At 65.0% G+C, this 24,170-nt stretch carries 20 protein-coding genes, 1 tRNA gene and 1 other RNA gene; 10 read left to right on the forward strand and 12 right to left on the reverse strand.

All coding sequences use genetic code 11. The features are described from left to right. Positions 1-326 precede the first annotated feature (326 nt). Both AB4Y81_RS19345 and AB4Y81_RS19350 read left to right on the forward strand, forming a co-directional pair. Positions 327-557, forward strand: a complete 231-nt coding sequence (locus tag AB4Y81_RS19345; protein WP_026267218.1) for a hypothetical protein — start codon at positions 327-329, stop codon at positions 555-557. Between the two features lie 184 nt (positions 558-741). Next, the gene (locus AB4Y81_RS19350; RefSeq protein WP_441996580.1) at positions 742-1,125 is read left to right on the forward strand and encodes a LapA family protein; all 384 of its coding nucleotides are present in this window, start codon (positions 742-744) and stop codon (positions 1,123-1,125) included. 124 nt (positions 1,126-1,249) lie between these two features. Here AB4Y81_RS19350 and AB4Y81_RS19355 read toward each other — a convergent pair whose 3' ends face one another. Together AB4Y81_RS19355 and AB4Y81_RS19360 are read right to left on the reverse strand one after the other, a co-directional pair. Beyond that, positions 1,250-1,549 carry a DUF4193 domain-containing protein gene (locus AB4Y81_RS19355; RefSeq protein ID WP_018778105.1) on the reverse strand — a complete coding sequence of 100 codons (300 nt, stop codon included), beginning with the start codon at positions 1,547-1,549 and terminating at the stop codon, positions 1,250-1,252. A 156-nt stretch (positions 1,550-1,705) separates the two neighbouring features. Continuing rightward, the gene (locus AB4Y81_RS19360) at positions 1,706-4,201 is read right to left on the reverse strand and encodes a beta-glucosidase (RefSeq protein ID WP_441996582.1); all 2,496 of its coding nucleotides are present in this window, start codon (positions 4,199-4,201) and stop codon (positions 1,706-1,708) included. A gap of 100 nt (positions 4,202-4,301) precedes the next feature. Here AB4Y81_RS19360 and AB4Y81_RS19365 point away from each other — a divergent pair, with 100 nt between their 5' ends. The 5 genes from AB4Y81_RS19365 to AB4Y81_RS19385 all read left to right on the forward strand — a co-directional run bounded on the left by AB4Y81_RS19365 (position 4,302) and on the right by AB4Y81_RS19385 (position 8,278). Further along, positions 4,302-4,970 carry a TetR/AcrR family transcriptional regulator gene (locus AB4Y81_RS19365; protein WP_441996584.1) on the forward strand — a complete coding sequence of 223 codons (669 nt, stop codon included), beginning with the start codon at positions 4,302-4,304 and terminating at the stop codon, positions 4,968-4,970. 86 nt (positions 4,971-5,056) lie between these two features. Then, entirely contained in the window at positions 5,057-5,692 is a 636-nt protein-coding gene (locus tag AB4Y81_RS19370) for a hypothetical protein (protein WP_018778102.1), read from the forward strand. 95 nt (positions 5,693-5,787) lie between these two features. Next, the gene (locus tag AB4Y81_RS19375; protein ID WP_441996586.1) at positions 5,788-6,393 is read left to right on the forward strand and encodes a copper resistance CopC family protein; all 606 of its coding nucleotides are present in this window, start codon (positions 5,788-5,790) and stop codon (positions 6,391-6,393) included. A gap of 78 nt (positions 6,394-6,471) precedes the next feature. After that, complete coding sequence (locus tag AB4Y81_RS19380) at positions 6,472-7,020, forward strand: copper chaperone PCu(A)C (protein ID WP_441996588.1); 549 nt, start codon at positions 6,472-6,474, stop codon at positions 7,018-7,020. A gap of 10 nt (positions 7,021-7,030) precedes the next feature. After that, positions 7,031-8,278: a Dyp-type peroxidase gene (locus tag AB4Y81_RS19385; RefSeq protein WP_189076201.1), complete on the forward strand. Its 1,248-nt coding sequence runs from the start codon at positions 7,031-7,033 to the stop codon at positions 8,276-8,278. A 57-nt stretch (positions 8,279-8,335) separates the two neighbouring features. Here the strand turns inward: AB4Y81_RS19385 and AB4Y81_RS19390 are convergent, their stop codons facing one another. Together AB4Y81_RS19390 and AB4Y81_RS19395 are read right to left on the reverse strand one after the other, a co-directional pair. After that, complete coding sequence (locus tag AB4Y81_RS19390; RefSeq protein WP_026267216.1) at positions 8,336-9,682, reverse strand: aspartate kinase; 1,347 nt, start codon at positions 9,680-9,682, stop codon at positions 8,336-8,338. A 157-nt stretch (positions 9,683-9,839) separates the two neighbouring features. Beyond that, a complete protein-coding gene (locus tag AB4Y81_RS19395; protein WP_189076200.1) occupies positions 9,840-10,364 on the reverse strand; it encodes a DUF427 domain-containing protein in 525 nt (174 codons plus the stop codon). 88 nt (positions 10,365-10,452) lie between these two features. Here AB4Y81_RS19395 and AB4Y81_RS19400 point away from each other — a divergent pair, with 88 nt between their 5' ends. Further along, positions 10,453-11,550: a hypothetical protein gene (locus tag AB4Y81_RS19400; RefSeq protein WP_441996591.1), complete on the forward strand. Its 1,098-nt coding sequence runs from the start codon at positions 10,453-10,455 to the stop codon at positions 11,548-11,550. On the opposite strand, the gene AB4Y81_RS19405 is transcribed toward AB4Y81_RS19400, so the two are convergent. From AB4Y81_RS19405 to AB4Y81_RS19425, 5 genes are all read right to left on the reverse strand, one after another. Beyond that, positions 11,547-12,137: a dihydrofolate reductase family protein gene (locus AB4Y81_RS19405; RefSeq protein WP_055977050.1), complete on the reverse strand. Its 591-nt coding sequence runs from the start codon at positions 12,135-12,137 to the stop codon at positions 11,547-11,549. The genes AB4Y81_RS19400 and AB4Y81_RS19405 overlap by 4 nt on opposite strands. 36 nt (positions 12,138-12,173) lie before the next feature. Beyond that, the gene (gene recR / locus AB4Y81_RS19410) at positions 12,174-12,773 is read right to left on the reverse strand and encodes a recombination mediator RecR (RefSeq protein WP_018778094.1); all 600 of its coding nucleotides are present in this window, start codon (positions 12,771-12,773) and stop codon (positions 12,174-12,176) included. Between the two features lie 33 nt (positions 12,774-12,806). Continuing rightward, the gene (locus tag AB4Y81_RS19415; protein WP_441996593.1) at positions 12,807-16,127 is read right to left on the reverse strand and encodes a DNA polymerase III subunit gamma and tau; all 3,321 of its coding nucleotides are present in this window, start codon (positions 16,125-16,127) and stop codon (positions 12,807-12,809) included. A 34-nt stretch (positions 16,128-16,161) separates the two neighbouring features. Further along, positions 16,162-16,258, reverse strand: an RNA gene (gene ffs / locus AB4Y81_RS19420) — signal recognition particle sRNA small type. A 79-nt stretch (positions 16,259-16,337) separates the two neighbouring features. Next, a complete protein-coding gene (locus AB4Y81_RS19425; RefSeq protein WP_039239596.1) occupies positions 16,338-16,661 on the reverse strand; it encodes a hypothetical protein in 324 nt (107 codons plus the stop codon). Between the two features lie 304 nt (positions 16,662-16,965). Here AB4Y81_RS19425 and AB4Y81_RS19430 point away from each other — a divergent pair. Then, positions 16,966-17,050, forward strand: a tRNA-Ser gene (locus AB4Y81_RS19430). A gap of 64 nt (positions 17,051-17,114) precedes the next feature. Here AB4Y81_RS19430 and AB4Y81_RS19435 read toward each other — a convergent pair. Further along, entirely contained in the window at positions 17,115-18,044 is a 930-nt protein-coding gene (locus AB4Y81_RS19435) for a LysR family transcriptional regulator (RefSeq protein WP_055977164.1), read from the reverse strand. 123 nt (positions 18,045-18,167) lie between these two features. Between AB4Y81_RS19435 and AB4Y81_RS19440 the strand changes: the two genes are divergently transcribed. Then, complete coding sequence (locus AB4Y81_RS19440; protein ID WP_441996595.1) at positions 18,168-21,629, forward strand: proline dehydrogenase family protein; 3,462 nt, start codon at positions 18,168-18,170, stop codon at positions 21,627-21,629. Between the two features lie 160 nt (positions 21,630-21,789). On the opposite strand, the gene AB4Y81_RS19445 is transcribed toward AB4Y81_RS19440, so the two are convergent. After that, entirely contained in the window at positions 21,790-22,710 is a 921-nt protein-coding gene (locus AB4Y81_RS19445; protein ID WP_064722852.1) for an oxygenase MpaB family protein, read from the reverse strand. Further along, on the reverse strand, positions 22,682-24,136 hold the full coding sequence (locus AB4Y81_RS19450; RefSeq protein WP_441996598.1) for an MFS transporter: 1,455 nt from the start codon (positions 24,134-24,136) through the stop codon (positions 22,682-22,684). Before AB4Y81_RS19450 ends, AB4Y81_RS19445 begins: the two co-directional genes overlap by 29 nt. Positions 24,137-24,170: the final 34 nt, after the last annotated feature.

The raw sequence follows: 24,170 nt of genomic DNA on the forward strand, positions 1-24,170 counted from the left end.
CACGAACTTCAACCAGGTCAGCGACGAAGAACTCGCCCACTTCAACCAGGTCAGCGACGAAGAACTCGCCCACACCCAGCACCTGCTCAACATCCGACCGCGTCAAACACTCCAATGGGACACCCCAACTGAAAGACTGACCAAACTAATCGATGGTGTTGCACTAGCAAGCTGAAACCGCCGCACTCGGATTGTCATTAACTGTCAACTCGGCGCACGGCCGACCCGGAGCCTTTTCGGGCCTGCGGGCGTAAAATTGGCTCACTGAACGGCACGCACCAGCCCTGCCGCTTTTTCGCTCTCCGGTAAGAAGGGAGGTGGAAAACATGGGACGCAGAATGGAAGGCTTCGTCCATGTGACCGAGCGGCTGCAGTCCGTTTTTGGACCGGCAACCCACGGCGATACGGACAGCCCCGTGGTGCATAAGCACGATGATTTCGAATCCGCTTCCGAGGAAGACCTGAAGCACTTCGATATCGAGACTGACTCCGAGGGTCACCACTACGCAGTCCGCAACGACGATCCCGGGCCCACCACCACTGACTATGCCCTGTAGGACTATGCCCTGTAGCGGGGCATGAGATGCCGAAGGGCCGGACCGCGAACTCCGGCCCTTCCTTGCGTGCCGGCAAACGCGCCACCTTGACCCCGGTTTGGTGGCCGTGCCACTGTTGAGCAACTAGTCAGCATGCTTATTATGTAATTGCACGGTAGGTGCTGGCGTACTAAGGGGGCCGTCAATGAGTTTCCCTGAAGATGCAGCAGGAGTTCCGGGCGGTTCGGCACGCCCGGACCGGGCCGGTTCCGGGCACCACGAGCGGGTGATCCCACCGTCCGCGCCAGGCCACGCCCGGCCCACCCGCACCGCAGCCCTGTGGGTAGCGGTGGCAGTCGGCCTGGTGGTGCTGGTGATGCTGATCGTGTTCTTCGTCCAGAACCAGGACATGATCACCGTCCGGTTCTTCGGGCTGGAGGGGACACTCGCCCTGGGCACCACGCTCTTCATCGCAGCGGTGGGTGGCGGAGTGCTGGTTGCCCTCGCCGGGGGAGCGCGCATCCTTCAACTCCGAATGGGCAATCATCGGCGCAAGAAGGTCGTGGGCGGTCCGGGAACGGCACCCTAGGTTCATACGGCGCCCCAGGTTTAACTGCGGAAGGACCGGAGCACATGCTCCGGTCCTTCCGCAATTTAATCCCGACGCCGGCACTCCCTGACGACGTTCAGTCCGCCGGGGTGTTGGGGTCGTCTTAGCCTTCGCAGTCAGTGCAGTAGGCAACGCCATCTTTTTCGCGCGCAATTTGCGAGCGGTGGCGGACCAGGAAACAAGAGTTGCAAGTGAACTCGTCGTTTGCCTGCGGGATGACCTGGATGACCAGTTCCTCGGCGACGATTTCGCCACCGGGGCCATTGGCGTCAAGGCCGTCGGTTTCGTCCAGTTCCAGCACGACGCTCTTGGCCGTGGGGGCGCTGGCAGATTGGAGAGCCTGGAGCGACTGCTCCTGGTTCTCTTTTACATCGGTACGGAGTTCGTCGTAATCGGCTGCCACTTTTTAATGCCTCTTCGTGTTAGGGGGTTACCGGGTATGCAACGTACAGCATGCCATGAAAATTCCATACCATACCCCAGTTCTACAGCTTGTGGCGAAAACCACGTGCGTGGCGGTCAAAAAAAGGCTGCCACGCACGGAGATCCTACTCCTGTATTACCGGAGTTCTATGTCAAGGAACTGGAATTCGTCAGCTGCATGGCGACCCACCAGCAGGCGGAACGTGCCATGCTCAAACTGCCAGCCGCCGTCGTAATGCGCAAATGCCTTGGCGGGGATCCGGACTTCCACGCTCTCGGTGCCGGCTGGAGCGAGGTGCGTTCCGGCGTAACCGGCCAACCAGCGGACCGGGCGCTCAACCGCGGAGGCCGGTCGGTCCAGGTAAACCTGCACCACTTCGCGGCCTGTACGCGAGCCCGTGTTCCTGACGGGCACGTGGACCACAACATCGTTCCCCGCCGTGACCACCTGCGGTGCGTGGGCGGTCCCGAGCTCGAACGTCGTGTATCCGAGGCCGTAGCCGAACGGGATGGCCGGCTTGGCTCCCCCTTCGGCTTCCTGCTTCAGCCATGCGCGGTAGCCGACGTGGATTCCCTCGGAGTAGACCACCTTGCCGTCAACGGGCGTGGTGCTCAGTACGGGGACGTCCTCCAGCGCGGCCGGCCAGGTGGTGGGAAGGCGGCCGCCGGGCTCTTCCTTGCCCAACAGGATGTCGGCTATCGCGCTGCCGAATTCCTGGCCTCCGAACCAGCCCAACAGGACCGCATCCACCGTGTCGAGCCAAGGCATCACCACCGGTGAGCCGGAGTTCACCACCACCACTGTCCGCGGGTTGGCTGCCGCCACCGCCTCCACCAGGTGGTTCTGATAGCCGGGGAGGTCAAGGTGCTTCCGGTCGAAGCCCTCCGATTCGATCGTTGCGTTGGTACCCACCACGACGACGGCGACATCGGCCGCCCTGGCGGCCTCCACTGCCGCGTCGATCTCGGCCTGTGGATCAGCTACCACCGTTTCCTCGCCCAGGAGAATCGCGGTGAACGGAATGACCTGCTGCTTGGGCAGTTGGTATTCGGCCTCGATCCGCACGGTCTGCCCGGCAGCGGCTTCGATTGGGTGGGTTGTCTTGGGCGGGTCGAACAGCGCGGCGCCGAGGACTTCCGTGTCGTCCTCAAGTTCACTGTTGAATACCTCTGCTCCGTCCAGGGCGAAACGGATCCGGCCCACAGTACCGACGCCCAGGTGGTGCACGCCCGCTGTTTCGGCAGTCCAGTCCGTTTCCATCCGGATGGAGGCGGCACCGTCGGGAATCCCCACGCCGAACCAGATCAGGTGGGACGCCAGGCGGTCTTCGCCCGAGATCTCCGAGCCGTCCTCCGCGAGGAACGTCACCCGGATTCCCGGAACGCCGGACACCGGGTTGTGCAGGCTTGTGCGGGGGAACGCCTGGATGCCCTCGGCCACCTTGGCGCCGCGCGCATAGGTGACTTTGACGTCGTCGGGCAATGCTTTCCGGAGGCCTTCGAGCGGGGACACGGTGTACTTGGGCATGACGGTGGCGCTGCCGCCGCCCTGCGTGCGGGCCTCGTCAGCGTTGTGGCCGATCACCGCGACGCTGCTGAGCGCCTTGGCATCCAGCGGCAGGAGGCCCTTGTTGCGGACCAGGACGGCCCCGCGGACCGCAACTTCACGCGCGACGGCGGCCCCGTCAAGCTGCGTCGGAAGCTGGGTCACCGCAGGTTCGAAACCCTCCAATGAGCCCACGCGGGCTGCCAGGCGAAGGATGCGGGTGACCTTTTCAAGGATGGCGTCACGGCTGACCAGGCCATCATGGACGGCGGCGAGTAGCTTGGGGCCCCAGTGGCCCACCGGGCCAGGCATTTCGAGGTCCTGGTGCGCGTTGGCGGCGTCGACTGAGCGGACGCCCGTCCAGTCGGAAACCACTACGCCGTCGAAGCCCCATTCGGTGGACAGCGGAGTTTCGAGGAGCTTGTTCTCGCTGGCAGTGGTCCCGTTGATGGAGTTGTAGGAGCTCATGACCAGCCAGGCGCGGGCCTCGGTGATGGCGTTCTCGAACGCCGCAAGGTAGAGCTCGCGCAAGGGCCGCTCGTCCACCACGGAGTCCGCCGTGAAGCGCTCGGTTTCAGCTTCGTTGGCGAGGTAGTGCTTGGGCGTTGCGCCGACGCCCATGGACTGCACTCCGGCGACGTACCCGGCTGCCATGGTTGCCGTGAGCCGCGGGTCTTCGCTCATGCATTCGAAGTGCCGGCCGCCCAGCGGGGAGCGGTGCAGGTTGATGGTGGGACCGAGGACGGCGTGGACGCCCTTGCGCCGCGCTTCCTGGCCCAGGATCTGGCCGTAGCGGTGGGCGGTTTCGACACTCCACGTAGCCGATAACGCCGAGGAGGACGGAAGGGAAACGGAATCGTGGCGCTCGTCGAAGTCTTCGCCACGGACTCCGGCTGGGCCGTCCGACAGCACCACGCGCGCCAGGCCGATCTCAGGGATGGCGTGCGTGGACCAAACGTCCGCCCCTGTCAGAAGCCGGATCTGCTGCTCAAGGCTGAGGCTCCGGGCGAGTTCGCGGATCTTCGTGTCGGCGTCCTGGCCTTCGGCGGGCGGGACGGTGACGGCGGCCGAGAGTGTCGGGTTCATTTCGTGACTCCTTCGTGGCCCATCGTTGGGCATCTTTGTTGAGTCTAATCGTCAAAATCTAGTATGACTAGGTTTTCGCTTGCTCATCTACACTGAACGAATGTCATCGTCGAAGGCCCGGGGCCAGTACGCAAAGGGTGCGGAACGCCGAGAACAGATCATCCAGACGGCCACGGACGTCTTCGCTACGGAAGGCTTCGAAGGAACAGCGCTCAAGCGGGTCGCCGAGCTTGTGGGGGTCAAGGAAGCCACGCTTTTCCACTACTTCAAGGGCAAGCAGGAGCTCCTTACGGCGGTCCTCACGGAACGGGACAAGCGCTCTCTGGCGGCAACGGGGCAGAGTGACATCGGGCTGAACCACATGCCCGCCATCGCCGAACGGAATCGGAGCGAGCCCGGGCTGACCACGCTCTACGCGGTCGCATCGGCTACGGCGAACGACCCCGGGCACGACTCCCACGCGTACTTCCAGGAACGCTATTCGGTGATCGTGCGCGAAGTCAGCGCGGACATTGCCCGCCGCCAGGAAGCAGGAGAAGTCCGGACGGATGTTGCAGCGATCCCTCTGGCACGGCTGGTCGTAGCTGCCTTTGACGGCCTTCAATTGCAGTGGTTGTACGACAAAGATGTGGACATGGCCGAGGGGTTGCGGCAATTGACGAACATCCTGCTGGCTCCTGGCGCTGCGGCCCCTGCTGGCGGCGCGGAGAACGACGACGGTGCAGCCGACGCCGGGGATTCAGCCGGCGCCGCAGCGCCCGGATTGTGATTATGCTTGGAAGATTCTACGCTGCGTAGAATTAGTGCATCACGAGGAGGGCCCGCCCGGGCGGCCCCTCAACAGGCGGGAGGGACATGACGGCACGCACGGTGCGCTTCGCGCGCGGATGGGCGGGAGCCGTTGCCGCCACCCTCATCGCTGCTGCCTCGCACGTGCTGTCCGGCGGCAACGCGCCGGGAGCCCCTGTCCTGATCCTGTCCTTGGCTCTTTCCGGGCTTGTGTGCATGGCCCTGGCCGGGAAAGTGCTGTCGCTATGGCGTCTTGCCACGGCCGTGCTGGTAAGCCAAACCGTCTTCCATGGCCTGTACAGCCTGGATCCCGGTGCCCACCACGACGTTGGGACCGCGGCCGCAGCAGGGCACGCCGGGCACGGGGCGCACACACTCGCTTCCGTCGCCGCCGGTCCCTCGGACCACTCCTCGCCGTCGATGGTGGTGGGGCACGTCCTCGCAGCCGTCGCCACCATCGCAGTCCTGCGGTACGGCGAGGTCACGGCTGTCCGTTTGCTGGCCGCCCTTGGCCTGCGCCTGATTCCTTTCCTGAGGATCATCCAGCCCTTGGCTGTGAACCCCGGGCCGAACGTCATCCCCTCGGACTGGGCGGTACGCCCGCTGCGCAATCTCGGCGTTCCGTTGCTTGCCATGCGCCATCGAGGACCGCCACGGCGTCCAGCAACGTCCCAGGCGCCCGGCGCCTTCATCACCCTATAAGCCCCGCCACCCCGTGAGGGGAGGCCATCCTTCCACGGACTGCCGGACCTTTTTCACAGGCAGCGGGGCGGGAAGCAGCCATGGCAAGAAAATCCTTGCGTACTTTTTCATGGCGAAACCCAGGACCCGGCGGAGCGTTCCTCCTTGCCGTCTTTGCGCTGTGCATCGCCTTCGGGCTCGTCAGCGCGCCGGCGGCGTCCGCCCATGACCAACTGGTTTCGTCCACACCTTCCACCGGCGAGCGGCTGGCCGTGCCGCCGTCGGCCATTGAACTGAAATTCAGTGCACCGTTGCTGGCCATCGGCCACGAAGTCCGCGTCGTAGATGCGGCATCAAAGAACTGGGTCCAGGGTGATTCTGCGCTGGACCGCGGGACCTTGACCCAGCCGCTCGCCCCGGGCATGCCCGACGGGGAGTACCAGGTCAGGTGGCGCGTGGTTTCCAGCGACGGCCACCCCATCAACGGCAGTTACTCATTCCTGGTGGGGGCCGGCGCCACAGCAGGTGCCATCCCGGCCCCCGGAAACACGGCCACCCCCGGCGTTCCTCCCGGATCAGCCGAACCAGGAGCCACGGCCTCCACGGTCCAGGTACCCGATTGGCTGATTGCTGCAGCCCTCGGGGCGGTCGCGGGCCTCGCCTTGTATTTGGGCTGGGGCTTTTTCAAGCGCCGACGCCGGTCCGGCACGCGGGGCGGCTAAGCCACCAACCTGCCATCCCACCTGTTCCGGAGCAGATTCAGCCCGGTGCAGCACACTACTTTCACAGAGAGCATCACCATGACAAAAAGAAAAGTGATTCCCGTCGTGTCCATCCTGGCAGCGGCCTCGTTGGCCCTGGCGGGTTGCGGACAAAGCAACACACCAACCACCACAGCCCAGTCCGCTTCCCGGTCCTCCCAACCATTGACGGTGAGTGACACGTGGATCAAAGCCGCGGACTCAGGGATGTCGGCCGCGTTCGGGACCATTCGGAACACGAGCGACAAGGATGTGACCATCGTCAGCGCGGCAGCTCCGGTGGCCACCATGGTGGAACTGCACGAAACCGTGATGGGACCGGACGGAACCATGAAAATGCAGGCCAAACAGGGCGGATTCGTCATCCCCGCGAAGGGCGAACTCAAACTCGAGCCCGGGGCGAACCACATCATGCTCATGGACCTGACCAAGCCGGTCCAGGCCGGGGATCAGGTCACCTTCGACCTGAAGACGTCCGACGGCGGCTCGGTCACCTTTACTGCCCAAGCGAAAGACTTCACGGGTGCCAACGAGAACTACACAGCAGGCGAAGGCAGCGGTTCGGCACCCGCTGCGCCAGCCAAGTAGGGCAGTAGCCGTGGGAAGTTCCGAACGGGACAACACCACCCCCAAGCCCGGGGTCGGAGTGCGGCGGCGGCACCTCCTCTTTGGCGGTGCTGCCGCGGGCGTCGGAGCATTGGCCGCCGTGGGCACGCAACTCGCCGGGAAACCGGTCCCACCGCTGCCAAGTGATTCCGGGGACGGGGCAAACGGTGCCAGGACGGTGCCGTTTTACGGTGACAGGCAGGCGGGCGTTGGCACGGCTGCCCAGGCCCACGGTGTTTTCCTTGCTCTCGACCTGAAGGAAGGGACAACGCCTGAGCGGCTCAAGTCGCTCCTGAAACTGCTGAGTGACGATGCCGCGAACTTGACCCAGGGAAAGGCAGCGCTGGCCGATACCGAGGGTGAATTGGCGCTCCGGCCCGCACGCCTGACGGTCACGTTCGGCTTTGGTCCTGGCCTGTTCCGGGTTTCGGGCACCGTGCCGGTCCCGGACGGCGTATCCGGACTTCCGGCCTTCTCCATCGACAAATTGGTACCGGAGTTCTGCGGAGGTGACCTCCTGCTGCAGATATGCGCCGACGACCCCCTTTCGGTTGCGCACGCCCAGCGCATGCTGCTTAAGGACAGCCGCCGTTTCACCACGGTGCGCTGGGTCCAAACGGGGTTCCGGCGCGCCTACGGCACGGAACAGTCCGGAACGACCATGAGGAACCTTTTTGGCCAGGTGGATGGGACATCGAATCCAGTGCCGGGAAGCGCGGACTTTGAGAAGGTTGTCTATGGCGACGGTGGTACCGGGTCATGGGCGCCCCACGGAACATCCCTGGTGATCCGCCGGATCAGCATGCACCTGGACAAATGGGACGAGCTGGACAGGTCCGGACGGGAAGAGTCCGTGGGCCGCAAATTGGCGAACGGCGCTCCGTTGACGGGCACGGCCGAGCACGACGAGCCGGACTTTGCCGCCGTCACGCCCGTCGGGTTTCCGGTCATAGCCGATTTCGCCCATCTGCGGAGGGCTCGCCCGGATGACCCGTCCCAGCGGATTTTCCGGCGGGCCTTCAACTACGACTCCGTTCCCGGGGCCGGGAGCGTGTCGGATTCCGGATTGATTTTCGCGTCCTACCAAGCGGACATCGGACGGCAGTTCGTTCCCATCCAGCGCCGCCTCGACGAGCTGGACCTGCTGAATCTCTGGACCACGCCCGTGGGTTCGGCCGTCTTCGCGATTCCACCGGGATGCGCTCCCGGCGGTTTCGTCGGCGAAGGGCTTTTCGCCTGAAAGACATGAAGGACCGGAGCGCTGGCTCCGGTCCTTCATGTCGTCGTAGCGGCTGGCCTAGCGGCCGGTGCCGCCGTAAACGGTAGCCTCGGCGTCGCCGTCGAGCTCGAACGCATTGTGGATGGCGCGAACGGCGTCATCCAGGGCGTCGGCACTGGTGACAACGGAGATGCGGATTTCCGACGTGGAGATCATGTCGATGTTGATGCCTGCGTCGGAGAGTGCCTTGAAGAAGGTGGCCGAAACGCCGGGGTGGGAACGCATGCCTGCGCCGATGAGGGAGAGCTTGCCTACGTGCTCGTTGTACTCGATGCTCTCGAAGCCGATCTGTCCTTCCGCAGCGCGGAGGGCAGCCAAGGCATCGGCACCTTCCACGATGGGCAGGGTGAACGAAATGTCCGTGCGGCCCGTGCCGTGCGTGGACACGTTTTGGACGATCATGTCGATGTTCGAGTGTGCGTCGGCGATCACCTGGAAGATCGCGGCAGCCTTGCCGGGGATGTCGGGGACGCCCACAACGGTGACCTTGGCTTCGGACCGGTCGTGTGCAACGCCGGAGATGATTGGCTGCTCCAAGGCAACTCCCTCTTCAATCGTGAACTTTTCGTCGGCGCCCGGGATGACCCAGGTGCCTTCCTTCTGGCTGAATGACGAACGGACGTGCAGGGGCACACCAAAGCGGCGGGCGTACTCAACGCAACGCAGGTGGAGAATCTTGGCACCGGAGGCGGCCAGTTCCAGCATTTCCTCGCTGGAAATCCGGTCGATCTTCTGGGCCGACGTCACCACGCGGGGGTCGGCCGTGTAGATGCCGTCCACGTCCGTGTAGATCTCGCACACATCGGCTTCGAGGGCTGCGGCCAGGGCGACCGCAGTGGTATCGGAACCGCCGCGACCCAAAGTGGTGATCTCGTTGGTGCTGCGGCTCATGCCCTGGAAGCCCGCGACGATCGCGATGTGTCCCTTGTCCAGGGCGGTGCGGATGCGGTGCGGGTCGACGGCGATAATTCGCGCCTTGCCGTGGATGCCGTCGGTAATCATGCCGGCCTGGGAACCCGTGAAGGACTGCGCCGAGGCACCGAACTTGTTAATGGCCATGGCAAGGAGGGCCATGGAAATCCGCTCGCCGGCGGACAACAGCATGTCCATCTCGCGGGCAGGTGCGGAGTCCGTCACCTGGGCGGCAAGGTCCAGGAGTTCATCGGTGGTATCGCCCATTGCGGAGACAACCACCACGACCTCGTTGCCGGCCTTCTGCGCATCCACGACGCGCTGTGCGACCCGCTTGATGCCATCGGCATCGGCAACCGAGGAGCCGCCGAACTTTTGAACGATCAGCTGCTTGGTAATGGCAGCCTCGTTGGAGAGCTCTTCGATCTTCACTTCGGTAGTGGGCATAGTCATGCGCGCACCCTCACTGCATCAATAGGGTTCGAACGCGGCATGCTGGATTCCAAATTGGAGCACGCCTGCGTAGCTTATTTGCCCAGTTTATCGCCGGGTGGAGTGCTGGCAGGAATTGTGACCATATGGCGGCCACACAAACAGCGGCCGGGGGAGCTCACCACCCGGCAGTGTCCGGAGCACCCTTGAAAGGACCCACGATGTTCCGCGTAATCCAGCCGCCATAGAAGTTGCCGTCCTGGGGCGTTACCTGCTCGCCGTCCACCTCGCAGGAGTCCATCCGGCCGGGGTAGAGGGCCACCCGGGTCCCCAGTGCTTCGAAACCGCGGCTGGGTTCCGGGTAGGTCCATCCGGCACGGGAAGCCACCATCCCGCCAGCTGCGACATCGAAATACCCGGCCATGCCCTTGTATTCGCAGAAGGTGGCGCCGTCCACGGGGACGAGCACCCCGGGCGCAAAGGCATCCAACGGCAGGTAATAGACGGGCGGATGACTTGTCTCCAGTACCCGCACTGAATCCACGGTGTCGGCAATGACATGGCCACCCAGCCGCACCACGATTCGCTCCGAACGGGCCTCGACCTGCGGCGGCCGCGGATAGTCCCACACCGATTCCTGTCCAGCTTCCGGTGTGATGCGGTGCGGACGCTTGGAACGGGGGAAACCGGGAATGGGGACCATCTCTCCATGGTGCCACCTTCTCCCCGGAATGGATGTCGGTGCCGGTCCGCCCGGCGTACCATCCACATCATGAGGATTGCGTGTGGCAATGGCCGGCGTCCCTGACCATCCAGGCCGTGATGACGGCTGGAATGAGCCCGAGTACGAGGTCATCGGGGGTGGGTTGGTTGATGACCAGCCCCGTACCGGGCAGTCCGGCCATGGTTCCAATCCACCACGCGACGCCGGCTACAAGAACGCAGCCTTCAAGAACGCTGTCGGAATTGCCTGGCGGGATGCCCGGAAGTCCTTTTCATCGTGGCTGTTTTGGCTCTCGTGCTGTTCAGGGGTGGCCCTCGCCGCAGGAACGGCTGCAGGACTGGTCGCCTGGGCTCTGCGGATTGGTTGGATCGAGAACGCGATGCCCGCGGCCACCTTCGTGATCATGGCGGTATTCCTTGGTTTCCCGGCAGCCGTGCTCGGTGTCGTCTGGGGATTCCGGCACGTCCATGAAAGTGTCCTGGTGATGCTTCTGGCAGGGGCTCTGCGGGGGCTGGCTCTGGCTGTGGTGGCGTTGCCGTTTTTGCTCATTCTGGGCGTCAGCAGCGGCGGGCCTCTCGCGCTGGCCGGTGCCGCCGTCGTCGTGGTGGTCCTTGAAGTGGCTGTGTTCGGGCTCATGGGGGCCGGTTCGCGTGCTTGCTTCGCAGCAACCGTCCCGCGCGTCGCCCTGGCCTCCGTGCTGGCGGCCTTTTTCTGCGCAGGAAATGTTGCCCTCACCGTTCTCCTGCTGCCCGGCACCACGGACCTTGCCAGCGCTTCAGTCCCCGTGAATGTGGAGCGCGACGACGCCGGGAGAATCACTGCCTATGAGTGTGTTGGCAGCTTGCACCAGGTGGAAGTGGCGCACACGGACAGGGTGGCATGGTTGGCGGCGTCGCACCCGGCCTTGTTGCTAGCCAGCGTCGGGGCGGAGTTTGTTCCGCCGGACAACGACGTAGCCTGGGTTTTGTCCGGGCTCCAGTTCGCGGCTGACGGGCCTGCGAGGGAAGTCCCGTGTCTCGGCGGGGTCTCCAGCGACGGCCTGGCACCCGCGGTGCCGGTGGCTCTCACGGGGTTGTTCCTGCAGGGCCTGCTCGCCGCGGTGGTGCTTGCTGCAGGCCGCTGGCTGGCCTCCCGACGGGTGACGACTGATTCGGTTTCCGGCTAGATCTTCCGCCGCACGTATTCGGAGATCACGACGCCCGAGTCGAATGCCGTGGTGCCTGCCTCGTCGAAAGCACGTGGCTGGTAGGTGGCGGGTGCAAAGAGCGGAATCCCGTCGCCAAAGAGCAGCGGGCTGCGTTTGAGCACAAGCCTGTCGATTTCATCGGCCAGCTGTGTGGCCAGCTCTCCGCCACCACAGAGCCAGATCGACCGGCCAGGCTCCGACTTCAACCGTCGCACCACCTCTACTGGGTCCTCGGAGGTCAACGTCAGGTTGGGATGTTCGCCCGGGATGTCAGCCTCGGATTTTGTCCGTGAGAACACCACCTGGCGGAGGTGTTGGTACGGGCTTGTCATGCCTACCGGCAGTCCGACGGCGTACGTGTTCCAACCCATCACTACGGTGTCGAACATGGTTCCGGTGCGCTCGATGCCCATGGCATCGGCAATGACCGTGGGGATGGCATCGGCAAAGCGTTCATTCTGGGCGGCCATATGATCGCCCTCCACGGGAAAAGCGTCGAACTCGCCTCCCGGACCGGCAATGTAGCCGTCCAGGCTGACGGCAACGTAGTAGACAAGTTCTCGCACGGGACCCCAATCACGATTGATGTTGTGGTTGCGAGATTACAACAGGGCGTTGCGCCGGCCTTCGAAGGCGCGTCCCAGCGTGACCTCATCGGCATACTCAAGGTCTCCGCCGACGGGCAAGCCGGACGCCAGCCGCGTCACCGTGATCCCGATGGATTTGAGCATGCGGGCCAGGTAGGTGGCCGTGGCCTCACCTTCCAGGTTGGGGTCCGTGGCGATGATGATTTCCTGGATGGCGCCGTCGTTGAGCCGCGTCAGGAGCTCGCGGATGCGCAGCTGCTCGGGGCCGATGCCTGCAATGGGATTGATGGCGCCGCCCAGCACGTGGTACCGGCCGCGGAAAGAACGTGTCCGTTCCACAGCCAGCACATCCTTGGACTCTTCGACCACACAGATCACCGAAGGATCCCGACGGGGATCACGGCAGATGTTGCATGTTTCCTGCTCGGTGACGTTGAAGCAGACGGAGCAGAACTTCACGCGTTCCTTGACCGTGGTGATAGCCGTAACCAGGCGTTTCATGTCCTCGGGGTCGGCCTCCAGGATGTGGAACGCCAGGCGCTGCGCTGACTTGGGGCCCACGCCGGGAAGCCGGCCGAGCTCGTCAATCAGCTCTTGAACTGCACCTTCGTACACAATGTCCTCGTTTGTTTGAAATCAATGCCGGGATCAGCGGGTTTGCAGGGGAGAACCGTCCAAGGCGCGCTCTTCGATCAGCTTTCCGCCCAGAATACGCTCCACCGCAGCCCGCCCAAAGACCCTCGACTCTTCGATGGTTTCGTCCTCGGGACTGGGAATGTCCTCCGGCGCGGCGGCCGGCGCTGCCTGCGCCCGAACAGGCGCCTGCACACGTCCTGCCTGGGCTTCGGGGCTGTTAGTGAGCCGTTGGTACAGGCTCTGGCGTCCGTTCGGATTGCCCGACGGCGCGTCGTCCTCGAGCGTGGCGACGGAACCGCGTGCTTCCTCAGGTTGGGTCGCCAACGACGGCCACGTGGGGATGCTGCCGGCGGCCGGTGCACCCGAAACGGCCGCGCTGGGCGCCTGAGTTCCAGGCCAGTTCGACGCCGGTGCGACGTCCCAGCTGGAGCTTGGGTTCTCTTCGGCGTTGGTTGGGTGACCGTACGATGCGGCGGGGGCCGGCTCCGGGACCTGTGCCGCGGCGGGCTCATAGTCCGGGGTGTCCGCTGCTGGAACGACGGTTTCTTCTGCTGCCTGCGGGTTTTTGCCGACGTTGGATTCCGTGCCGACCACCCACGTGCCCGGAGCTTGTTCCACCGCGCGGGACCACGGGTCATCCGAGGAGACGTGTGCCGTGGTGGCTTGAGGCGCGGCTGTGCGTGTGGGCGCGCTTGCTGGTGCTGGTGCAGGTGCTGGTGCTGGTGCAGGTGTTGGGGCGGCAGAGGAGGCGGAGGCTGCTTGTGGGTAGCTCCGGGGTTCCCCCTGGTGGCCGTACGGTGGCTCCCAATCAGCTGGCGGCTCTTCCTCCAGTGGAGGGGCGTCCTCGTCCAGGGGCGGACCCCAGTCGTCGTCAGGGTAGGAGTACTCTCCGGCGGAGGAGGGAGCGGTCTCGACGACGGCAGGCACAGGCACAGGCGCAGCCTGAGCGGGGGCCGGTGGTCGTGTCGGTGTCGGTGTTGTAGCTGGAGCGGGAGCAGAAGCCGGAGTGGGCGTCTGACCGGTTGCCTGAGCCGGCGCCGTAGTGGCAGGAACTGATGCTGCTGCCGGGACGGGGGTCGCCGGTGGCTGGGGCTGCTCTGCAGGAGCCACATCAGCTGCACGGGATGGCGCCGAGGACGCAACTGTGCCCGCGTGAGGGCCGGCCGATGGAACGGTCCCCGAGGCAGGGGTGGCTGGAGCGAGGCCCCACGCCGAGTCGACCGAAGACACCGGAGCCGGTGCCGGGGCAGCCGTTGGCGTTGAAGCAGCCGGACTCTCCCGGCTAGTAGGCGCTTTTGGGTTTGGCTCAGAGCTCGCTGAACTGTTGCCGCCGGCCACTGCGACGATCTGGCAGTCGATGCCGATGGTCTTGTGGATTGCCTGGCGTAGGTTCTCGGAGTGGTCTGCGCGTCCAAAGGCACCAGCAAGGCCGCCGGTGGTGAACGCGAGGGTCAGCACCTGGCCGTCGAACTGGGCAACTTGAGCGTTGGGCTCAACAAGGGCCCACGTGCTGCGCTTGATCTTGGTCAGCGTTTGGAGCACATCCGGCCATGCCCGGCGAAGGGCCTCGACGTCCCCGCTGCCTCCAGCACTCGGAGCCGGGGCAGCCGCCGGTTGCGGCGCTGACGCAGGTGCCTGAGATGCGGCCGGGGACGGCTGTGCCTGCGGCACTGCCTGAGAGGGCATCGCCTGAGACGGCGCTGGTTGTGACGGCGCTGGTTGTGACGGCGCTGGTTGCGACGGCGCTGCCGGGGGCGTTGCTTGTGATGGCTGCGTCTGCGGCGCTGCGGAAGCAGATGCCTGGACAGGCTCAGGCTGCGGGGTTTGTGCCGGGGTCGGAGCAGCCGCAGCACTCGGAGCAGACGGGGCCGCAGCGGCCTGGCCAGCGCGACCGGAAGACGTACGTTCCTCGACGGGCCAATCGTTGGTGGACACCCGCGGTGCTGAGATGGCATCGCGCGGACCAGCTGCGGTGGATGGTTCGGGAACGGCAGGGACGGAAGCCGCAGGGACCTGCTCCACTGCTGCGGACTCAATTGCAGGTGCGGGAGAAGCCGTGGGGGCCGGGGCCGACTGTGTAACGGGCGCGGCCGCCGGCGGAACAGCCGAAGCAGCCGCAGCTGTAGGCGCGCCGGCAGCAACAGCCGGTGTTCCGCCGTCGCCCGCGTAGTTCAGGCGACGTTCCACGCGATCGATGCGCGCGGCGATACCACGCTCGGTTTGTTCAGCGCTGGGGAGCAGGATGCGCGCACACAGCAGCTCAAGGTGGAGCCGGGGCGAGGTTGCGCCCGTCATCTCCGTGAGCGCGGTGTTGGTGACGTCCGCGGCCCGGGACAGCTCAGCCGCGCCCAGGTTGGTTGCCTGGTTGCGCATGCGGGCGATCTGATCGGCGGGCATTCCTCGAAGGATGGCCTGGGCGCTTTCGGGCATCGCCTGCACGATGATGAGGTCGCGGAAGCGCTCCAGCAGGTCCTCGACGAAGCGCCGGGGATCGTGGCCCGTTTGGATGACGCGGTCCACGGCGCGGAAAACGGTGGCGGCGTCGGCGGCAGCAACGGCGTCGACGATGTCATCCAGCAACGAAGCGTGGGTGTAGCCGAGCAGCGCCACGGCGAGTTCGTAGTCCAGGCCGTTAGGGCCTGCGCCGGCCATGAGCTGATCGAGCACCGAAAGGGTGTCCCGGACGGAACCCCCGCCAGCGCGGATAACGAGCGAGAGCACGCCGGGGGCAACAGGAACGTTCTCCTGCTGGCAGAGCAGCTCAAGGTAGTGCATCAGCGGCTCGGGTGGCACCAACCGGAAGGGGTAGTGGTGCGTGCGGGAGCGGATGGTGCCGATGACCTTGTCCGGCTCCGTGGTGGCGAAGATGAACTTGATGTGTTCCGGCGGCTCCTCCACGATCTTCAGCAGAGCGTTGAAGCCGGCAGACGTGACCATGTGGGCCTCGTCGATGATGAAAATCTTGTAGCGGTCCCGGACCGGGGCGAAGGTGGCGCGCTCACGGAGATCGCGGGCATCGTCCACGCCACCGTGGCTGGCGGCGTCGATCTCGATGACGTCCAGGGAGCCCGAACCGCCGCGGGCAAGTTCGATGCAGCTGGGGCACTTGCCGCAAGGCGTGTCAGTGGGGCCTTCGGCGCAGTTCAGGCAGCGTGCCAGGATGCGCGCGGAGGTGGTCTTGCCGCAGCCGCGCGGACCGGAGAAGAGGTAGGCGTGGTTCACGCGGTTCTTCCGGAGTGCCGTCATCAGGGGCTCTGTGACGTGTTCCTGCCCGATAACGTCCGCGAAAGAGTCCGGGCGATACCTTCGATACAGGGCAGTTGTAACAGTCACAAGTGAAACCTACCTATAGGGACTGACAGTTAAAGTAAGTGACCCCTCATGCACCCGCCAGAGCCCATCTACCCTTGCTACCTTCCGGTCCTGGGGGAGTTCAACAGGATGACGCCACATGAGGGGCCGTCGATAAGCTTACCCGAACTTGGTTCGGGGTTCGAATCGGTGCGGACGGCTGTGGATAACGCTCGACGGCGGGTGGTTGGGTCACCGCCAGCCGTTCACCGGCCACGTCATGAACGCCGGTTCCTCGTAAGGGTGCGCCGCCCGCAGGGCCAGCACCACGCCGTCGAGCGCTGCCTCCTCAACCACGCACTCAACCCGGGTTTCGGGCACCTGCTCCTCGATGCCGACCGCTCCCACGAAGGGCTGCGCGCCGGGCTGGGGAGTGAACCGGCCTGTGCCCGGGGACGTGTAGAAACAGTGGGAGTAGTCGCCTATCCGTCCCGCGCCGGCGTCGCCGATGGCCAGCAGGACCTCTTCGAGATGCGACTCGGGCACGTAGACCACCAAGGCATGAAGCTGCGTCATGGGGACATCTTGTCAGCAAATTAGGCTACAAAGCGGTCTCAACCATTGCAAAAGAAGGGGTGGCAGCGGACCATGGGTATGTACACCGATTGGGGCAATCTCAAGGTTGTGAGCTGCGGGGCCTGGGGGCGAGGGGCCGGACCCGGTAGCTCAACGGTTGTGCCGCAAGAATGGGCGCGTTGGGGGCGTCCATTTTTCCGTTAAGCGGCGTGCTCCCCTGGTTGGGCAAAAGGGGCGATTCGGCCCGATTACACGATGCCGAAATTCTCAGGTACAGTAGTATCTGCTTTCGAATCGGAAGCAAGGAGAATTCGCCTAGCGGCCTATGGCGCACGCCTGGAACGCGTGTTGGGTTAACGCCCTCGGGGGTTCAAATCCCCCATTCTCCGCGTTTGGCCCCGGTCCAGTGGACCGGGGCCTTTTGCGTTCCCTGGACGCGGCGGCTGAGCCTGGCTAGCCTGCGTCCGCCTGTTGTTCGGCGTCCTGCTGCTGGGTTGCCGCCACGCGTTCCAGTACCTCGCGGCACGCTGCGGTGGCCGGGTGGATTCTGCCGGCTGTCCTGGTGGAGGTGAACACGGTCCGTTTCGGCAGGCCCGGAAGATCCAGGAGCTGGACCGTCCTGCTTCGCCCGGTCCAGACGAGGTCCGGCATGAGGGCCACGGCATTTCCGGACTCGATGAGCCGGATCTGCGCCTGGAGGTCGGCCGTTTCGTAGCGCACGTCCGGTTCGAAGCCTGCGGAGCGGCACGCCTGCTCGGCCCAGTGCCTTGAAGCGGCACCACGGGGTTCCATGACCCACGGCATCGAGGCCGTGTCGGCCAGGGTCGCAACTGTTTCGCCGCCCAGCCCGACCGGGGGAGTGGCCAGCCGGATGGCATCGCTGGTCAGCGTGACCCGGTCCAGTCCGCTGTGGTGCGGCGCGGCATGGCCGGGGTATTGCTCGGCTACCACCAGATCGAAGTCGCGGGCCCACGTTTCGTAGAGGGCGGTCTCGGGCTCGCGCTGGGTCATTTCCACGCGCACTTCCGGGTACTCCCGGCGCATGATGCTGAGGAAATCGGGCAGCAGCGCCAGTGCTGCGGACTGGAACACGGCCAGGCGCACGGTCCCGGTCACCATGGACAGGGATGCAGCGAGCTCGGTTTCCGCCCGTTCCAGGGTCTCCAGCAGCGCTGCGGTGTGTGCCACGAGGATCTCGGCCTGGGGCGTCAACTGGACCCGGCGGCCCGCCTTGCGCAGCAGTTCCACCCCGGCTTCCTTCTCCAAGAGCGTCAATTGCTGGGATACCGATGAAGGGCTGTATTGCATCGCGTCGGCGACCTCGGCCAGGGTCCCGCGGATCTTCAGCTCGTGCAGCAAACGCAGCCTGCGGACATCCAGCAAGGCGGCCTCCAAAGGTTCGGGATGGGTAATCAATATTCGTCAGAAAAGATCGCTTTTCCTAATGAGATTGTAGATCCATACTGATGGAAACAAACAAACTTCTCCGTCTCAGAAGGAGCCCCCATGACCAGCACCCTCCCGGATGCCACCGCCCCGCGCACCGAGGAATCGGGGCAGTTCGATGCTCTGGCCCAGGAAGCCATTGCTTTGGTCCGCCACTGGTTGACTGAAGCCGGCAAGATCCCCGTGGACGTCTCCGCCCAGCGCCTCGCCGGCGTCCTGAAGGATCCGAACGGCCTTGACTTCACGGTTGGATTCGTCGACGGCGTAATCCGCCCCGAGGACCTGTCGGTCGCCGGCCGTAAACTCGCCGAGCTCGCCCCGAAGGTTCCCAAGTTCCTTCCCTGGTACATGCGCAGCGCTGTCCGGGTGGGTGGCGTCATGGCCCCGATCCTGCCGCAGATTGTCATCCCGATCGCCCGCCGCGTGCTCCGCGAGATGGTGGGCCACTTGATCGTTGACGCCACCGACGCCAAGCTCGGTCCGGCCATCGCCAAGATCCGCCAGGACGGCGTGCACCTGAACGTGAACCTCCTCGGCGAAGCCGTCCTGGGCGAGCACGAAGCCCAGCGTCGTCTGGAAGGCACCCTGAAGCTGCTGGCCCGCGAGGACGTTGACTACGTCTCCATCAAGGAATCCTCCACAGTTGCTCCGCACTCCCCGTGGGCCTTCGACGAAGCCGTCGACCACGTTGTTGAGAAGCTCACCCCGCTTTACCGCCTCGCAGCGTCCTTCCCCAAGCCCAAGTTCATCAACCTGGACATGGAGGAATACAAGGACCTCAGCATGACCATCGCGGTGTTCAAGCGCATCCTGGACATGCCGGAGTTCAAGAACCTGGAAGCCGGCATTGTCCTCCAGGCCTACCTGCCTGACGCACTTGGTGCCATGCAGGAACTGCAGGAGTGGGCCTCCGCCCGTCGCGCCGAAGGTGGCGCACCCATCAAGGTCCGCGTCGTCAAGGGTGCCAACCTCCCCATGGAGCAGGTTGAAGCCTCGCTGCACGACTGGCCGCTGGCTACCTGGGGCACCAAGCAGGACTCGGACACCAGCTACAAGAACGTCATCAACTACGCCCTCACCCCGGAGCGCGTTGACGCCGTCCGCATCGGCGTCGCCGGTCACAACCTCTTCGATGTTGCCTTCGCCTGGCTCCTGGCCAAGCAGCGCGGGGTTACTGAGGGCATCGAGTTTGAAATGCTCCTGGGCATGGCAACAGGCCAGGCCACCGCGGTCCGCAAGGATGTCGGCAGCCTTCTGCTCTACACACCGGTGGTCCACCCGGGCGAGTTCGACGTCGCCATCGCCTACCTGATCCGCCGCCTCGAAGAGGGTGCGAGCCAGGAAAACTTCATGTCCGCGGTCTTCGAACTCAGTGAAAATGAGAGTCTCTTCAAGCGCGAGCAGCAGCGCTTCCTGAGCTCACTGGCCAACATGAAGAGTGAAGTTCCGGGGCCCAACCGCCAGCAGGACCGCCGCCTTCCGGCCGAACCCGCCCCCACCGAGGGCTTCCGCAACACCCCTGACACCGACCCGGCACTCCCGGCAAACCGTGCCTGGGGCCGCGACATCCTCAAGCGCATCCCGGGATCCACGGCCGGGAACAAGATCGTCGAATCCACCAAGGTTTCCGACGCCGCCCAGCTGGACCAGATCATTGCCTCCGCCGTTGACGCCGGGAAGGCCTGGGGCGCCCGTCCCGCAGCCGAGCGGGCAGCCATCCTGCACCGCGCCGGTGAAGTCCTTGAGGCCCGACGCGCCGAACTCCTGGAGGTCATGGCTTCCGAAACCGGCAAGACCATCGACCAGGGCGACCCCGAGGTCAGCGAAGCAATCGACTTCGCGCACTACTATGCCGAGCGCGCCAAGGACCTGGAAACGGTCGACGGCGCCACATTCGTCCCAGCGAACCTCACCGTGGTGACACCACCGTGGAACTTCCCGGTGGCGATCCCCGCAGGCTCGACGCTCGCAGCGCTCGCCTCAGGTTCCGCCGTCGTGATCAAGCCTGCAAAGCAGGCCCGCCGGTCCGGTTCGGTCATGGTGGACGCCCTGTGGGAAGCCGGTGTGCCGCGTGAAGTTCTGGCGCTGGTGCAGCTCGAAGAGCGTGAACTGGGCACCCAGCTGGTCTCGCACCCGAGCGTTGACCGCGTGATCCTCACCGGTGGCTATGAAACCGCTGAGCTGTTCCGCTCCTTCCGCCAGGACCTGCCGCTGCTCGCCGAGACCTCCGGCAAGAACGCCATCATCGTCACCCCGAGCGCCGATCTTGACCTCGCAGCCAAGGATGTCGTGTACTCGGCGTTCGGCCACGCGGGCCAGAAGTGCTCGGCCGCATCCCTGGTGATCCTGGTGGGCTCGGTCGCGAAGAGCGCCCGCTTCCACAACCAGCTGATCGACGCCGCGCGCTCCCTGACCGTTGGCTACCCGGAGAACGCCACCACGCAGATGGGGCCGATCATCGAGCCCGCCAACGGCAAGCTCCTGAACGCCCTCACCACCTTGGGCGACGGCGAAACCTGGGCCATCAAGCCCGAGCGCCTCGACGAGACAGGCCGCTTGTGGTCCCCGGGCATCCGTTCGGGCGTCAAGCGTGGCTCCTACTTCCACCTGACCGAGTTCTTCGGCCCTGTGCTGGGTGTCATGACCGCTGAAACCCTCGAAGAAGCCATCGCCATCCAGAACGAGATCGAGTACGGCCTCACCGCCGGCCTGCACTCCCTGGACTCAGCTGAAATGGGTGTCTGGCTGGACAAGATCCAGGCCGGAAACCTGTACGTCAACCGCGGCATCACCGGTGCAATCGTGCAGCGCCAGCCGTTCGGTGGCTGGAAGAAGTCGGCCGTCGGTGCAGGAACCAAGGCAGGCGGACCGAACTACCTGATCGGGCTCGGCTCGTGGGTACCAGCCGAGGCCAAGGGGCAGCGGGGCACCGTCCTTCAGGGTGCTGCTGCCCAGCTCCTCGCTGCAGCCAAGTCCGCTGACGTGACCGCCGAGGAATACGAGACCCTCCAGCAGGCACTCTTCAGCGACGCAGCAGCCTGGGAATCCGAGTTCGGCACCTGCAAGGACGTCTCCGCACTGACCGCAGAGCGCAACGTCTTCCGTTACCGGTCCCTGCCCGTGACCATCCGCCTCTCCGAAGGCGAGCGGCTCGCTGAGCTGATCCGCGTTGTGGCAGCCGGTGCAGTGGCGGGCTCGAAGCTCACGGTGAGCTCCGCCGTCGCACTTCCTGACGCTGTGGTGACCGCTTTCGCCGGTCTGGGCGTCAACGTGCGGATCGAGGACGACGCCGCGTGGCTGGGCCGTGCGGCCAACTTCGACGCCGGCCGGATCCGCTTGATCGGTGGCGACTTCGCCGCGCTGAGCGCAGCGATGGGTGGCCGTCCCGACGTCGCGGTGTACCACGGCGCCGTGACCCAGGCCGGACGGATCGAGATGCTGCCGTTCCTCCGCGAGCAGGCGGTGTCCATCACGGCCCACCGCTTCGGCACCCCGAACCACCTGTCGGATCACCTGATCTAGTTCGCGCGCCGAGGGGTGAGCTCTCGGCACAATGAATGCCCGTAAAAGGTTGAAAGCCAACCCCTCGGCGAACCACACACAAGGTGAGGTCCCGCTGAGGGGTTGGCTTTTGGCATTTCGCGGAGTCCCCAAAAGGGTGAGAGCTCGCCCCTGGGTGATGTCAGGCGGCGTAGCCGAGACGTTGCAGTCTTTGCCGCGCCGCCTGTTCGCTGGGGCCGTGTGATCCCAGGGCGAGCCGGACCATGCCCAGCACCACCCTCGCCGCCGTGATGACCGGCAGCGGGACGAAGCCCAGCTGGGCGCGCTGGAGCCCCAGCAGTTCCCTGTACTTCGGTTCAAGGCTTGCGACGGCGGCCGCGAACAGTATGCGGTAGCCGGGCTTGAGGAGCGGGCTCAGGGGAGGGTGCCGAATGAACGAGACGGTCTCTGCCAGGCGGTCATCCGCCCGGAGGATGCCGGAGGCGTACCAACCCTCCAGCTCGTCACGGACCTGCGCTTCGGTGAGCGGCGGATCTTGAACGCCGATGAGTCGGCCTGCCGCAGCCCATTCGCGGACGTAGGCGTCGGCCCCGCCCGGGATGGCAGCACCCCAAATGCGGTTGGCCGTGAGGAACGAGTCGGCGTAGGTGACGTGGACCCAGCGGAGGAGTTCGGGATCATTGGCCGCGTACGGTCGTTGGACGCCGAGCCCGTCCACATAGGTCCCGCGGACGCGTTCGTGGATCCTGCGCACCACGGCGGTTGCGGACTCGGCCGCTTCGGTGGATCCGTAGGTCACGGTGAAGATCCACCGGACCGTGTTAGCCAGGCGACCCAAGGGGTCCTTCTGGAAACCCGAGTGCTCATACACTCCGGCCAGCGCGCCGGGGTGGAGGGCCTGCATCAGCAGGACCCGGATGCCTGCCACGATGGTGGCGACGTGGCCGTGAACCGCCCAGACGGCCGAGCCCGGGAGGTGATATCCGGCGTCGTTCCCTTCCGCCAGGCGCGGCACCCACTCAGGCGGCGTCCCCGACGTGCCGGTGAACGTGCGCTGCAATTCGTGGCGGTACTCAGTGAGGTAATTCCTCATGCATCCCATGAGACCGCAGATTCGCCAGACCGTACAGAGGGAGTTTTTGTACAGCTAATGCCCTTATGAAGGGCTCATAAGACTGTTCCAGCATGGCTTGGGCGCTGACGGTTCCCGCGGCCTGGCCGTGACCGCTGACCAGCGCGGTGGTGACGGCCAGGACCAGTGCCGCCCCAACCTGGGTGCTCGTTTGGATCAGGCCCGCAGCGAGTCCCTGTTCGGAGTCCTTGATCCCGGCTGTGGCCTGGACGTTGATGGAAGGGAAGGCCAGGGCAAAGCCGACGCCCAGCAGGACCACCGAGGGCAGGATGTCCAGGGCGTAGTTCGGAGTTATGCCCACGCGGAGGAAGAGGACGTAACCCAGGCCGAGGGCGGTAAGGCCGGTGAGGATCAGCTGCGTGGCCCCGAACTTTTCAATGAGCCGGTCCGCAAACGGTGCGCTGGTGGCCACCAGAAGGCCGGCCGGCAGCAGGGCCAGCGCCATACCCAACGGTGTCCAGCCGAGGACGGACTGCAGGAACATGGTGACGATGAACTGGAAGCTCAGGTAGGACCCGAACAGTCCCACGGCGCTGAGGTTGGCCCTTGCTACCCAGCCTTCCTTCAGGATGCCGAAACGGATCAGCGGATGCTTGACCTTGTTTTCAATGATTGCAAAGGCTGCCAGCACGGCGACAGAAACTGCGAACCCGGCGATTGTTGCCACAGATCCCCAGCCCTGCTCCGGTGCTGAAACCAAGGTGTACACAAGGCCGAGCATGCCCAGTGCCAGCGTCACCGCACCCCAGATGTCGTGTCCGCTGTTTTCGGCGGACGGCTTGTCCTTGGGGATGAATTTGATCCCCAGCAGGACCACGACGACGGCGATCGGGACGGAGACCAGGAAGGTCCAGCGCCAGCTGAGGCTGGTCATCAGGCCGCCGACCACCAGTCCCAGCGAGAATCCGCTGGCTCCGAATGTTGTGAAGATGGACAGCGCCTTGTTGCGCTCGCGTCCTTCGGCGAAGTTCGTGGTGATGATCGAGAATCCGGTAGGTGCGGTGAAGGCCGCTGCGAGGCCCTTCACGAAACGTGTGGCGATCAGGACGGCGGGGTCGTCCACCAGGCCGCCAAGGAGCGACGCTGCGGCGAACACCGTCAAGGCGATGAGGAAGATTCGACGGCGGCCCAACAGGTCCGCGAGGCGGCCACCAAGGAGCAGCAGGCTGCCGTAACCAAGGACGTAGGCGGAGACGATCCACTGCAGCGAATCGGTTCCGAGGTGGAGTTCTTGTCCGATGGATGGAAGCGCGACGCCGACCATGGACACGTCCAGCCCGTCCAAGGCCAGGACGGTGCAGACGACCATCAACAGGAGCCATTGGGCCCGGGTCCAGCGAACAGCTGAAACCAAGGGCGGCTCGGCAGAGGTTTTGAGGGTGGTGGGTGAGGTCATGCGATCAATCTATATGACACGTCATTCAATGACA

The sequence above is a fragment of the Paenarthrobacter sp. TAF1 genome, from assembly GCF_052113825.1.
Classification (GTDB): Bacteria; Actinomycetota; Actinomycetes; order Actinomycetales; family Micrococcaceae; genus Arthrobacter; species Arthrobacter nicotinovorans.